The sequence below is a fragment of the Herbiconiux sp. FW305-C-125 genome, assembly GCF_058783455.1.
The window spans coordinates 564053-577869 of record NZ_JBYSYO010000001.1 but is presented as its reverse complement, the minus strand read 5'-3'; the positions used below and the strand labels follow the sequence as shown (position 1 = coordinate 577869).

The window sequence follows — 13817 nt, the reverse complement described above, 5'->3', positions numbered from 1 at the left end:
AGCAGAATCCCTGCATCCATCACCAAGGAGGAACAATGCTTGCACCACGCTCACTGCGCAGCCGCTTGCTGCTGGCGTCCGGAGCATCACTCGCCGCCGTCGCGATGATGACCGGATGCACATCGGGAGGCTCCGGCACCTCGACCAGCGCCGCGGTCGAAGAGAACACCGTCGAGGACAACGCGGCCACCGGTGAGACCATCACCATCGGCTTCTCCGGCCCCGCCGCCGACCACGGCTGGCTCGGCGCCATCAACACCGCGGCCATCGCCGAGGCCGACAAGTACGACGACGTGAACCTGGTCGTGGCCGAGGGCACCAACGACGCCAACCTGCAGATCAGCCAGGTCGAGACCTTCATCAACGACAAGGTCGACGCCATCGTGCTGCTGCCCACCGACGGCGCCGCGCTGACGGATGTCGCGATCAAGGCCATGAACGCCGGCATCCCCGTGATCAACGTCGACCGCGAGTTCTCCAGCACCTTCGCCGCGCGCACCACCATCCTCGGCGACAACTACGGCATGGGCGTGAGCGCGGGAACGTACATCTGCGAGCAGCTCGACGGCAAGAAGGACGCCGTGGTGGCCGAGATCGCCGGAATCGACAGCCTGCCGCTGACGCAGGATCGCAGCAAGGGCTTCGCCGACGCACTCGACGACTGCGGTCTCGAGGTGAACAACCGCGTCGCCGCCGACTTCACGGTGCAGGGCGGTGAAGCAGCCGCCTCGCAGCTGCTGGCCTCCGCACCCAAGATCGACGCCATCTGGAACCACGACGACGACCAGGGCGTCGGCGTGCTCGCCGCGATCGACGCCGCGGGCCGTGACGAGTTCTTCATGGTCGGCGGCGCCGGTTCGGCGAACGTGATGCGCGACATCCAGGCCGACAACACGGTGCTGAAGGCCACGGTCATCTACCCGTCGACCCAGGCGGCCGACGGCATCAGCCTCGCGCGCCTGATCGTGCAGGGCAAGGGCATGAGCGACCTCGTCGAGTCGGCGGTACCGCGTAAGATCCAGCTGTACGCACCCGTCGTCACGAAGGAGAACGTCGAGGTCTACCTGCCGAGCGCGTTCGAGTCGTAACCTGCGCGAGGCCGGGGTCGTCGCGGACTTCACCCGCGGCGATCCCGGCCTCACCTCTCGCTGACTCCGGGCACGGTGCCCTTCCCGCTAGAGAAAGTGACGACACGTGACGACAACCGCACCACTGCGAGTGGCGATGGTGGGCTACGGATTCATGGGAGCCGCCCACTCCCAGGGCTGGCGGGTGGCACCGCGCTTCTTCGAACTCGGCGCCACCCCGGAGATGACGGTGCTGGTGGGCCGGGATGCCGAGCGCACCGCCGCGGCCGCCGAGAACTGGGGCTGGGCGGAGATCTCCACTGACTGGCGCGAGACCATCGCGCGGGACGACATCGACATCGTCGACATCGTGACTCCCGGCGACTCGCACGCCGAGATCGCGATCGCGGCCCTGGCGGCCGGCAAGCACGTGCTCTGCGAGAAGCCGCTCGCGAACACCGTGGCCGAAGCCGAGGCGATGGCCGCCGCGGCCGACCGCGCCGCCGAGAACGGCGTGCGCGCCATGGTCGGCTTCACCTACCGCCGGGTACCCGCCGTCACCTTCGCCCGCGACCTGGTCGCCGCCGGCCGCATCGGCACCGTACGCCAGGTGCGCGCGCAGTACCTGCAGGACTGGCTGCACGACGCCGAGGCGCCGATGACCTGGCGCCTCGACAAGTCGCTCGCGGGCTCCGGCTCGCTCGGCGACATCGGCGCCCACGCCATCGATCTGGCGCAGTTCATCACGGGCAGCCGGCTGACCTCCGTCTCGGGTGTGCTCGAGACCCTCGTGGCCGAGCGTCCGCTGCTGGCGGATGCGCGCGGCCTCTCCGGCACCGCCTCCGACGAGCGGGGCCAGGTCACCGTCGACGACGTCGCCCTCTTCACCGGGCGCTTCGACGACGGCGTGCTCGGCAGCTTCGAGGCCACCCGCTTCGCCACGGGCCGGAAGAACGCGCTGCGCATCGAGGTCTCCGGCTCCACCGGCGCCCTCGCCTTCGACCTCGAAGACCTCAACGCGCTGCAGTTCTTCGACGGCACGGCCGACCCGGCCACGCAGGGCTTCACGAAGATCCTGGTGACCGAGCCCGAGCATCCGTATGTTGCCGCCTGGTGGCCGGCCGGGCACATGCTCGGCTACGAGCACGGCTTCTCGCACCAGGCCCGCGACTTCGTCGAGGCCATCGTCGCCGGGGAGCAGCCGCGGCCCTCGTTCACCGACGGTCTGCAGGTGCAGCGAGTGCTCGACGCCGTGGAGCAGAGCTCCGGCAACGGCAGCGCCTGGACCGCCGTCTGACCGCCACCACGTATAAGAGGAGTAAGAAACATGGCACGACCGATCACTCTCTTCACCGGCCAGTGGGCCGACCTGCCCTTCGAGGAGGTCGCACGGCTGGCATCGGAGTGGGGCTACGACGGGCTCGAGATCGCCTGCTGGGGTGACCACCTCGACCCGTGGCGCTGGGCTGAACCCGGTTACGTCGAGGGCAAGCTCGCTCTGCTCGAGAAGTACGGGCTGAAGGTCTACGCGATCTCGAACCACCTCAAGGGCCAGGCGGTCTGCGACGACCCCATCGATCAGCGGCACCGCGACATCCTGCCCGACGTGGTGTGGGGCGACGGCGACCCCGAGGGCGTGCGTCAGCGCGCCGCCGAGGAGATGAAGAACACGGCGCGGCTCGCGGCGGCGCTCGGGGTGAAGACCGTCGTGGGCTTCACCGGCTCGGCCATCTGGAAGTACGTCGCCATGTTCCCGCCGGTGTCGCAGGAGCTCGTCGACGCCGGGTACCAGGACTTCGCCGACCGCTGGAACCCCATCCTCGACGTCTTCGACGAGGTGGGTGTGCGGTTCGCGCACGAGGTGCACCCCTCGGAGATCGCGTACGACTACTGGACCACGGTGCGCACCCTGGACGCGATCGGGCACCGCCCGGCGTTCGGCCTGAACTGGGACCCGAGCCACTTCGTCTGGCAGGAGCTCGACCCGGTGGCGTTCATCCTCGAGTTCAAGGACCTCATCTACCACGTCGACTGCAAGGACGTGAAGATGAACACCGGCAACGGCCGCAACGGCCGGCTCTCGTCGCACCTCGCCTGGGCCGACCTCCGGCGCGGGTGGGACTTCGTCTCGACCGGCCACGGCGACGTGCCGTGGGAGAAGAGCTTCCGTGCGCTCAACGCCATCGGCTACGACGGCCCGATCTCGGTGGAGTGGGAAGACGCCGGCATGGACCGGCTGGTCGGCGCGCCGGAGGCCCTCGAGTTCGTGAAGCGCCTCGCCTTCGACGCCCCGACCGCGGCCTTCGACGCCGCGTTCAGCACGCGATAGCAGCAGCGGATGTCAGTGACAGAGCCCCCGATCTTCGGATCGGCGTCGGCGGCCACCACCAACGACCAGACCAGGCGCACCAACCTGTCGCTCATCCTCTCGCTCGTGCATCACCGCGGCACCCTCACCCGGGCGGAACTCGCCCGGGTGACGGGGCTCAACCGCTCGACGGTGGCCACGCTCACCGCTCAGCTCAGCGAGCTCGACCTGCTCTACGAGTCCTCGCCCGGCACCAGCACCAACGTGGGCAGGCCGAGTCCGCAGGTGCATGCGAACCCGTCGACGGCGGCGCTCGCGATCAACCCCGAGATCGACGCCATCACCATCGGACTGGTCGGGCTCGGCGGGCGGGTGCTGAAGCGCATCCGCTACCCGACGGAGCACGTGCCGACGGCCCAGGAGGTGGTGAACATCGCCGCCGCCGTGATCGAGGGGATGCGCGGCGAACTCGACTCGGCCTACCGCATCGTCGGCATCGGCATGGCGGTGCCCGGACTCGTGCGCGCGGAAGACGGCATGGTGACCTATGCGCCGCACCTGCGCTGGCTCGACGAGCCCATCGCCGACATGGTGGCCACCGCGACCGGCTACCCGGTGTGGGCATCGAACGACGCGTCGCTCGGCGCGGGCGGCGAGATCCTCTTCGGCGCCGGGCACGGGTCGACCCATCTGCTCTACGTGAACGGCGGCTCGTCGGGCATCGGCGGGGGAGTGGTCACCGGCGGGATGCTGCTCACCGGCACCGACGGCTACGCCGGCGAGCTCGGTCACACCCTGGTCAACTCGACCGGCGAACTCTGCCACTGCGGTGCGATCGGATGTCTGGAGACCGAGGTCTCGAAGCGCCGGCTGCTCGACGTGGTCGGTCTCGACGGGGGTGACAACGACGAACTCGAGCGGGCGCTCGCCGCGGCCACGGACCCTGCGGTCACGGCAGAGGTGCACCGCCAGGTCGACGTGCTCGCCGTAGCGCTGCGCAACGCGGTGAACGTGCTGAACCCGGAGCGGATCGTGCTGGGCGGCTTCCTCGCCACCCTCCACGCCCTCGCGCCGGGGCGGCTGGTGGCGAAGATGCGGGAGAAGGGCCTGCAAGCACCGGCCGAGGCCGTGGAGATCACCCGGGCGGAGCTGGGCTCGAACCTGCTCATGATCGGAGCCGCCGAGCTCGCGTTCTCCGGCGTGCTGTCGGACCCGGCGGGTGCGGTGCGCTCGCGGTCGCGAATCGACGCCCGGGCGCCGGAGCTCGAAGCTGAGAAGAAGCTTTAGGTGTCCGATGGATGAGGTGTGAAATCTTCTAGCGAAGCCGTGCCGTTCTAATTTGTTGTCTCGCCGCTGATAATATGATGCTCCCGCCTGGATGGCCGACGGGTAACTCGATCTGCTCCGGGATTCCTGGGCGAGGGCGGTGCGCGATGGTCGTGAGCGACTCAACGAAAGTCCCCGTGCGTGCGGCGGCGCGCGGAAACAACCTCGACGACGTGCGGCGCAACAACCTGTCGGCCGTGCTCAACCTCGTGCACTCGAGCGGCGCGGTCACCCGCGCTCAACTGACCCGCGACACCGGGCTGAACCGCTCGACCATCGGCGCCCTGGTGGGCGAACTGGTGAGCCTGCGCCTTGTCGACGAGACCGAGCCCGACACCACGAATCAGGTCGGCCGGCCCAGCCTCATGATCAAGCCCGGAAGGCGCGCGGTCGCACTGGCGGTGAACCCCGAGCTCGACGCCGTCACCATCGGGCTCGTGGCGCTCGGCGGTCAGGTGCTGAAGCGCATCCGGTACGACACGGTGCGGGTGCCCTCGGTCGAGGAGGTCGTGAACATCGTGTCGGCCGTCGTGGCCGGCATGCGCGACGAGCTCGACACGAGCTACCGCACGATCGGGGTCGGTCTCGCCGTGCCGGGCCTCGTGCGCGCGAGCGATGGTCTCGTCAACCTGGCGCCGCACCTCGGCTGGCAGCACGCTCCGCTCTCGGAGATGCTCGGCCGTTCGCTGCGCCTGCCCGTGTACGCGGCGAACGACGCCGCCGTCGGTGCCCTGGGCGAGAGCCTGTTCGGTGCCGGCCGCGGGGTGCGCAACCTGGTGTACCTCAACGGCGGGGCGAGCGGCATCGGCGGCGGAGTCGTGAGCAACGGCGTGCTGCTCACCGGTGAGAGCGGCTACGCCGGGGAACTCGGCCACACCCTCGTCAACAGCGACGGCCTGCCCTGCTACTGCGGGGCCAGCGGATGTCTCGAGACCGAGGTCAAGCGGCAGCCGCTGCTGGATGCGCTGGATCTTGCGCCCCATCGGGTCGACGATCTCGACGACGTCCTGCGGGAGCGACTGGCCGATCCCGCAGGGCCTGCCCCGGAGCTCGTGGCGCTGGTGCATCGTCAGCTGGACTTCCTGGCCGTCACCCTGCGCAATGCGGTGAACCTGTTCAATCCGCAGCTCATCGTGCTCGGCGGCTTCCTCGGGTCGCTCTTCGACGCGGCACCGGAGCGCCTGCAGGGCGCGGTCGCGCGGTCGGCCATGCTCGGCTCGCGGGAGACCGCTCGCATCTCCCGCTCCTCGCTGGGCCGGGATCTCCTCATGATGGGCGCGGCCCAATTGGCGTTCGCGCCGCTCCTGGCCGATCCGGCCGGCGTGGTCACCGCATAACTCGACGTCTGTCGCCCGCAGCGGCTGGAGAACGCCTGATGAACCGGGTTTCTCTGCGCTGCCATCCTAATCGCGCCCGCTTTTGCTCAAAACGCGCTCGAGACGCCATTTGACGCGCATCTCGAATTAATCTTGACGGACAACAAAATCCTCCTTAGGATCGGCAGGAGTTGCGCGTCGTCCGGCGCGCCAGGTACTGAGGGGTGCACACGTTGAACAGAGCTGTCCAACCACATCGCTCCGTGAGATCGCGACTCGTCGCGTCTCTCGCGGCTCTCGCCATGGTCGCTTCCGGCGTCCTGGCGACCGCCGGCGCGGCTTCCGCGTCGACGACGACCACCACCGCCGGATCGCCCCGCGTGGGCACAGCCATCGCCCCGGCCGCGGTGGATCCCGATTTCAAGGTGCTGGTCTTCTCGAAGACCGCCGGCTTCCGGCACGGCTCGATCCCGGCCGGCATCGCCGCCATCCAGCAGCTCGGCACTGAGAACAACTTCTCCGTGGACACCACCGAAGACGGTGCATCGTTCACCACGGAGAACCTCGCGCAGTACGACGTGGTGGTCTGGATGTCCACCACGGGTGACGTGCTGAGCGCCGACCAGCAGGCAGCGTTCGAGGACTACATCGAGAACGGCGGCGGCTACGCCGGCGTGCATGCGGCCTCCGACACCGAGTACGACTGGCCGTGGTACGGCGAGCTCGTCGGCGCCTACTTCGCCGGCCACCCGGCCGAGCAGAACGCGACCGTCAAGGTCGAAGACCACGCGCACCCCAGCACCTCGCACCTCGGCGACACCTGGACGCGGTACGACGAGTGGTACAACTTCCGCAGCAACCCGCGGGGCAACGTGCACGTGCTCGCCTCCCTCGACGAGAAGTCGTACACCGGCGGCACGATGGGCATCGACCACCCGACCACCTGGTGCCAGAACTACGACGGCGGTCGCTCCTGGTACACCGGCGGCGGGCACACGGATGCGTCGTACAGCGACCCCGCGTTCCTCGAGCACCTGCTGGGCGGCATCAAGACCGCGGCCGGCGCCCAGAACGCCGACTGCAGCGCAACGCAGAGCGACAGCTACGAACTCGTGCCGCTGGACACCGACACCGGAAACCCGATGGCGATGGACATCGCCGACGACTCGACGGTGTTCTACGCCGAGCGCAACGGCCGCGTGCAGCGCATCGACCCCGTTTCGCTGCAGACCACCACGGCGCTCTCGCTGCCGGTGACGCAGGCCAACGAAGACGGCCTGCTCGGCATCGCGCTCGACCCCGACTTCGCCACCAACAACTGGGTCTACGTCTACTGGGCCCCGGCGAACGTGGGCAGCGACGGGCCGCACAACCGCATCTCCCGCTACACCTACGACCCTGCGGCGAAGACCTTCGACCCGGCAAGCGAGAAGGCCGTGCTGAAGGTCACCACCCAGCGCAACACCTGCTGCCACGCCGGTGGGGACATGCTCTTCGACAACGACGGCAACCTCGTGCTCGCGCTCGGTGACAACACCAACCCGTTCGAGTCCGACGGCTACTCGCCGATCGACGAGCGTGCGGGGCGCCAGGACTACGACGCCCAGCGCAGCGCCGGCAACACGAACGACCTGCGCGGCAAGATCCTGAAGATCACGCCGACCCCCGAGGGCGGCTACACGATCCCCGAGGGCAACCTGTTCCCCGAGGCGAACGACACGAACGACAAGACGCGGCCCGAGATCTTCGCGATGGGCTTCCGCAACCCGTTCCGCATCGGCCTCGACCCCTACACGAACAACCTGCTCGTGGCTGACTACGGCCCCGACGCCGGCTCCGCCAACGCCAACCGTGGCCCCGGCGGCACCGTGGAGTGGAACATCGTGAAGCAGCCCGGCAACTACGGCTGGCCGTTCTGCGTGGGCATCAAGTGCTACAAGGACTACAACTTCAGCACCCAGACTTCCGGCGCCGAGTTCAACCCGGCCGCGATCGTGAACAACAGCCCGAACAACACCGGCCTGACCACGCTTCCGCCGGTGATCGTGCCGGAGTGGTGGACCGAGAACGGCACCACCGCCATCTACCAGGAGATCGGCAACGCCGGCGCCCCGATGGGTGGCCCGGTCTACCAGTACGACGCCTCGAACCCGTCCGAGACGAAGTGGCCGGAGTACTGGGACGGCAAGGCGATCTTCGCCGAGTGGAACTCGGGCCGGATGTTCTCGTTCCAGCTGAACGAGGACACCAGCGACACCGTCGGCCGGCACACGAAGATCCAGGACATCAACCGCATCTTGCCCGACATCTTCGACCCGTCGAAGGGCTTCAGCAAGTCGATGGACTTCCAGTTCGGCCCCGACGGCGCGCTCTACGTGATCGACTGGGGTTCGGACTTCGGTGGCAACACCGAGAACTCCGGCGTCTACCGGGTCGACTACGTGCAGGCCAACCCGTCTCCGATCGCCCGCGCATCCGCTGACGTGACGAACGGCCCCGGCCCGACGCTCGACGTGCAGTTCTCCTCGGAGGGCACGCGTCACCCGATCTCGAAGCCGTTCACCATCGAATGGGACTTCGGTGACGGTTCGCCCACCACGACGGAGCCCAACCCGGCCCACACCTACGCGCAGAACGGCGACTACACCGCCCGCCTGACCGCGACGGATGAGGACGGCAAGACCGCGATCGCCAACGTGCGCATCGTGGTGGGCAACGCCACCCCCGAGATCTCGATCGATTTCCCGGAGAACGGCGGGTTCTTCACCTGGGGCGACGACATCGCCTACAAGGTGACGGTCAACGACCCGGATGCATCGGGGCCGATCGACTGCGAGAACGTGAAGCTCATTCCCGCTCTCGGTCACGACTCCCACAACCACGACTTCGGAGAGATCCACGGTTGTGAGGGGAGCTTCCCGACGGCTCGCGACGCAGGCCACGGCCTCGAGGCGAACCTCTTCTGGGTGGTCAACGCCAACTACACCGACGACGGCGGCGCCGTGGGCGTGCCGCAGACCGGCTACGCCACGACGGTGCTGAACTCCACCCACATGGAGGCCGAGTACTTCGACCAGACCGGTAGGGTCAACGGCACCGGCGGGGCGGACGACGGCGTGAAGACCGAGTCGACCGGCGACAGCGCCGGCGGCGGTCGCAACGTCAGCAACGTCGAGGTGGGCGACTGGTGGTCGTACTCCCCGGTGAACCTCAAGGGCATGGACAGCGTCACGCTGCGCCTGGCCAAGGGCTTCGCCGGCAACGCGAACATCGCGGTGCGCTGGAACGACCCCGTGACCGGTCAGCTGCTCGGGAACATCCCGTTCACGCCGACGCTGAAGAACGGGAGCCCCGACTGGCAGACCTACTCGGACTTCACGCTGAACTTCGACGGGGGCCTGCCGACCGAGACCGGCACGGTGTACTTCGTGCTCACCGAGGGCGGCGCGAACATCAACTACATGAACTGGGGTGGTGACGGCGTCGAGTCCAACTCGCCGCCGACCGTGACCCTCGGCGTCTCGCCGAAGTCAGGCACCGCACCGCTCGTGGTCGACGCCACGGTCGACGCGACCGACCCGGAGGGCACCGCGCTCAGCTACCGCTGGGACGCCGGGCTCGGCGGCGGGTTCGTCGCCGGCGACGCGACGGAGCAGTACGTCTACGACACGCCGGGCAGCTACGAGCTGCGGGTGCGCGTCTACGACGAGCAGGGCTCCTACACCGAGAAGAGCCAGACGATCACGGTGAACACGCCGGGTGACACGCTGTGCCTCACGGGTCGCTCCGACGGATTCGACGGCACCACCCTCGACACGAGCCGCTGGAACCGCATCGTGCGGCCCACCCAGGATGCTCGGGTCGAAGACGGCGCCCTCGTGATCCCGGCGTCGAAGACCGACATCTACGGTGCCGGCGCGGGCGACGTGCCGAACATCACGCTGCAGGATCTGCCCGCGGGAGCGTGGCAGGCCACTGCGAAGCTGACCTTCGAGGCCCGCGCGCAGTACCAGCAGGCCGGTCTGATCGTGTACGGCGACGACGACAACTACGCCAAGTTCGTGCTGCAGGGCCGGAGCGGGTCGCCGGATGCCGCTCAGCGCATCTTCCAGTACATCCGTGAAGAAGGGGGCACCCCGAACGAGGTCGCCGCATCGAACACCGCGAACCTGGGTCTGGACTTCCCGGACACCTTCTTCGTGCGGCTCACGAGTGACGGAACCAACCTGAACGCCTCCTACTCGGCCGACGGTGTCTCGTACACCGCGATGAGCGAGACGAAGCCGCTGGCCGGCATCGTCAACCCGCGCATCGGCCTGGTGGCCTTCGCGAACAGCGGCTCGCCGGTGGACGTGATCGACGCCAAGTTCGACTGGTTCCAGATCACGCCCGATGACACCGCGGTCGCGGCGACGCCGAACGACGAGTTCGACGGTTCGACGCTCGACGGGTGCCGCTGGCAGGTCGTCAACGAGCAGCCCGAGGGCTACCGCGTCTCCGACGGCGCGCTGCGGATCGACACGACGCCGAACGACATCTACGGTGGCGACACCGGAGTGCCGAACTTCATCGTGCAGAACCAGCCCGAGGGTGACGAGTGGGTGATCGAGACGAAGGTCGACGCATCCGACCTCGACCGGAGCTACCAGCAGGGCGGCCTGATCGTGTACGGCGACGACGACAACTACGTCAAGCTGGACATCCTGGCCACCAACTCGGCCGGCTCGGCCATCGCCCGCAACATCGAGCTCCGCAGCGAGATCGGTGCCGTGGTGCAGAACCCGCAGCCGAACGCGCCGGCGCCCGCCGACGGCATCGTCTGGCTGCGCCTGGCGAAGTCGGGTGACGTCTACACCGGCTGGTACAGCAACGACGGCACCACCTGGTCGCAGATCGCCGAGACGGTGACCAACGCCGGCCTCGGTGGCGCCCGAGTGGGTCTGTACGCGCTCGGCAACTCCAGCCAGGGCCAGGTCTCGAACACGGCCGTCTTCGACTACTTCCACGTGGTCGGCGACGAGCCGGAGGAGCCCGTCACGGTCAGTGCGACCGTCGAGCCCGCTGCGCCCAACGGTCTGGCGGACTGGTACACCCAGGCCGTCACCGTGACGGTGGAGAGCCAGGGCGGCGGTTCGAGCACGGTCTACCGCGAGTACAACCTCGACGGTTCGGGCTGGCTCGAGTACACCCACCCGGTGCAGGTGACGGCCGATGGCGAGCACACGGTGCAGTACCGTGCATCCGCCCCCGGCTCGACCAGTGAGATCGGTGCGGTCTCGTTCAAGATCGACGCCACCGCCCCGGAGGCCACCGCGAACCTCGTGGTGGACGGCACGGAGCGCACGGTGGAGATCACGGCGACGGATGCCACGAGCACCGTCGACACGATCGAGTACCGCATCGGCGACGGCGCCTGGGCCGACTACACCACGCCGGTCGCGGTGGACGAGACGGCTCAGACGGTGCACTACCTGGTGACGGATGTCGCGGGCAACCCGTCGGCAGAGGGCTCCCTCGAGGTTCCGGCCGCGCCGGTCGACCCCGAAGACCCGACGCTGACGGTCGAGGTGACCCTCGACCCGGCGACCGCCAACGGGCTCGGCGGCTGGTACACCACGGGGGTCACGATGACCGCCGTGGGCACCACCACCGATGCCGAGGGCACCGCCACGGTCGAGTACTCCACCGACGGCACCACCTTCAGCCCGCTCGGCGCCTCGGTGCTGCTGTCGGCCGAAGGTGAGACCACGGTGAAGGTGCGCGCCACCGACGGCGAGGGCCACTACTCGGCCACCGTCGAGCGGCTGGTCAAGATCGACACCGTGGTGCCGAGCGCGACCGGTTCGATCGAAGCGCGCACCGTCACCCTCGCCGGCACCGACGCCACCAGTGGTGTCGCCCGGGTCGAGTACCGACTGCCCGGTGACGCGGCGGATGCCTGGCGCAGCTACACCGCACCGGTCGTCGTCGCGGGCACCGAGGCCGCCACGGTGACGTACCGTGCGGTCGACGTGGCCGGCAACGTGAGCGCCACCGGCACCGTCGAGGTGGCGGAGACCGAGGAGCCGCAGCCGACGCCCACCGTCGTGGTGGACGACCGGAACGTCAAGCAGGGCGAGCTCGTCAAGGTCACCGGAACGGGCTTCCCGGCCGAGACCGAGCTCGACGTGTGGCTGTACTCCGAGCCGCTGAAGATCGGCACGGTCACCACGGATGCGGACGGCGGCTTCAGCTACACGCTGCAGGTTCCGGCCGGGTTCGAGGTGGGTGAGCACCACGTGGTGATCCGCCTCGGCGACGTCGAGCTGGCGCGGAGCCTGGCCATCACGGTCAGCGCCGCGGCGGTCGACCCCGGGCCGGGCAACCCCGGCACGCCGGGCAACCCGGGCAACCCGGGCACCCCGGGCGGCGGCAACGGCGGCTCGGGCTCCGGATCGGGCGGCCTCGCCAACACCGGCGCCGACGGCTGGCAGAACCTGGTTCCGCTGGCGATCATCCTGCTGGTCGGTGGTCTCGGAGGACTGCTCCTCCTGAACCGCCGCCGCACCGACGGCGCGGCCGAGTAACACCCGACCGCACCAACCCGCCGACCCGTCAGTCTCCGTCGCTTTGACCCCCTCAGAGCGACCGGGACTGACGGGTCGGCACTCTCGTTACGATCGGAAGGCAATGATGCACACGATTGACATCGCACGACGGGCGGCGGTCGCCGTCGCGATCGGGCTACTGGTGGCGCTCGCGGCGGTGCTCGGGGCGGCGGCTCCAGCGGCGCTGGCGCACGGCGGGCCGTTCCAGCTCACCGTCTCGCCGGACGGCGCGGGGGGACTCATCGTGAACGCTGCCTACACGGAGGACGGGCATCCGGTCTCGGAGATCATCGACCCGGTCGCCACCGCGGTCTCGCCGAGCGGGGAGAGCGTCGGCCCGCTGGCGCTCGTCTCCTCACCCGAGGGGGAGGGGATCTGGATCACACCCGAGCCGTTCCTGCCCGATGGGCAGTGGGCGGTGACGGTCACCACGACCACGCCGAGTTCGGCCTCGACCACGGTCGACATCACGGTGGCCGAACTCGCGCCGCCGGTCGAGCCCGGGGAGACCATCGCGCCGGTGGCCGATGAGGCCGCGGGGGCTGGGGATGCGTCGACGGCGACGCCGGCGTCGGCGGGGGTGTCGCCGCTCACCGTCGGGCTCTGGGTCGGCGCGGTCGTGGTCGTGCTCGCCGTCGCGGGCGGGCTCGTGTACGTCAACCGCGGGCGGTTGTTCGCGCGGCGCTGAGGCACGCTGCGCCGCCGGTCAGGGCAGGCGGCGCAGCGAGTTCTGCGGGTCGAGTCGTTCGAGCAGGGTCGCCATGATCCCGTCGAGCTGCTCGACCTGCTCGTCGGTCAGCAGGTCGATGACGTGCGCGCGCACAGTCGCCACGTGGCCGGGTGCCGTCGCCACGACCTTCTGCCAGCCCGCCCCGGTGAGGTGGGCGTTGGTGGCCCGGCGGTCTTCGGGACAGGGCCGGCGCTCGAGGAAGCCGCGTGCCTCCAGGCGGCTCACCACGTGCGAGAGGCGAGGCAGGGTCGAGTTCGTGATGGCGGCGAGCCTCGTCATGCGCAGCACGTGCTCGGGCGCCTCGGAGAGTTTCGCCAGCACGAGGTATTCGAAGTGGGTGAGTTGGGCATCGCGCTGCAGCTGCGAGTCGAGCACTGTGGGCAGCAGCTCCACCACCGATTCGAGCCGGATCCACGCCCGCAGCTGCTCGGGGGTCAGCCAGCGCGGGGTCTCCATCCGTCGATCCTAAGTCCGTTCCCGGGC

Annotated in this window: 8 protein-coding genes; 7 read left to right on the top strand and 1 reads right to left on the bottom strand. The window is 69.1% G+C overall.

Annotated elements, in window-relative coordinates:
- The first annotated feature begins 35 nt into the window (after window positions 1-35).
- The 7 genes from AC3WLB_RS02955 (at window position 36) to AC3WLB_RS02925 (ending at window position 13292) form a co-directional block, all read left to right on the top strand.
- Complete coding sequence (locus tag AC3WLB_RS02955; protein ID WP_492503128.1) at window positions 36-1088, top strand: substrate-binding domain-containing protein; 1053 nt, start codon at window positions 36-38, stop codon at window positions 1086-1088.
- A 136-nt stretch (window positions 1089-1224) separates the two neighbouring features.
- Entirely contained in the window at window positions 1225-2364 is a 1140-nt protein-coding gene (locus AC3WLB_RS02950; protein WP_492504650.1) for a Gfo/Idh/MocA family protein, read from the top strand.
- Between the two features lie 30 nt (window positions 2365-2394).
- A complete protein-coding gene (locus tag AC3WLB_RS02945) occupies window positions 2395-3396 on the top strand; it encodes a sugar phosphate isomerase/epimerase family protein (RefSeq protein ID WP_022896236.1) in 1002 nt (333 codons plus the stop codon).
- A gap of 9 nt (window positions 3397-3405) precedes the next feature.
- Window positions 3406-4662 carry an ROK family protein gene (locus AC3WLB_RS02940; protein WP_492503126.1) on the top strand — a complete coding sequence of 419 codons (1257 nt, stop codon included), beginning with the start codon at window positions 3406-3408 and terminating at the stop codon, window positions 4660-4662.
- 146 nt (window positions 4663-4808) lie between these two features.
- A complete protein-coding gene (locus AC3WLB_RS02935) occupies window positions 4809-6038 on the top strand; it encodes an ROK family protein (RefSeq protein WP_492503124.1) in 1230 nt (409 codons plus the stop codon).
- Window positions 6039-6280: 242 nt separating this feature from the next.
- Window positions 6281-12583 carry a ThuA domain-containing protein gene (locus tag AC3WLB_RS02930; protein WP_492503122.1) on the top strand — a complete coding sequence of 2101 codons (6303 nt, stop codon included), beginning with the start codon at window positions 6281-6283 and terminating at the stop codon, window positions 12581-12583.
- 103 nt (window positions 12584-12686) lie between these two features.
- Window positions 12687-13292 carry a hypothetical protein gene (locus AC3WLB_RS02925; RefSeq protein ID WP_051048134.1) on the top strand — a complete coding sequence of 202 codons (606 nt, stop codon included), beginning with the start codon at window positions 12687-12689 and terminating at the stop codon, window positions 13290-13292.
- A gap of 18 nt (window positions 13293-13310) precedes the next feature.
- On the opposite strand, the gene AC3WLB_RS02920 is transcribed toward AC3WLB_RS02925, so the two are convergent.
- Window positions 13311-13790 carry a MarR family winged helix-turn-helix transcriptional regulator gene (locus AC3WLB_RS02920; RefSeq protein WP_492503119.1) on the bottom strand — a complete coding sequence of 160 codons (480 nt, stop codon included), beginning with the start codon at window positions 13788-13790 and terminating at the stop codon, window positions 13311-13313.
- Window positions 13791-13817 lie beyond the last annotated feature (27 nt).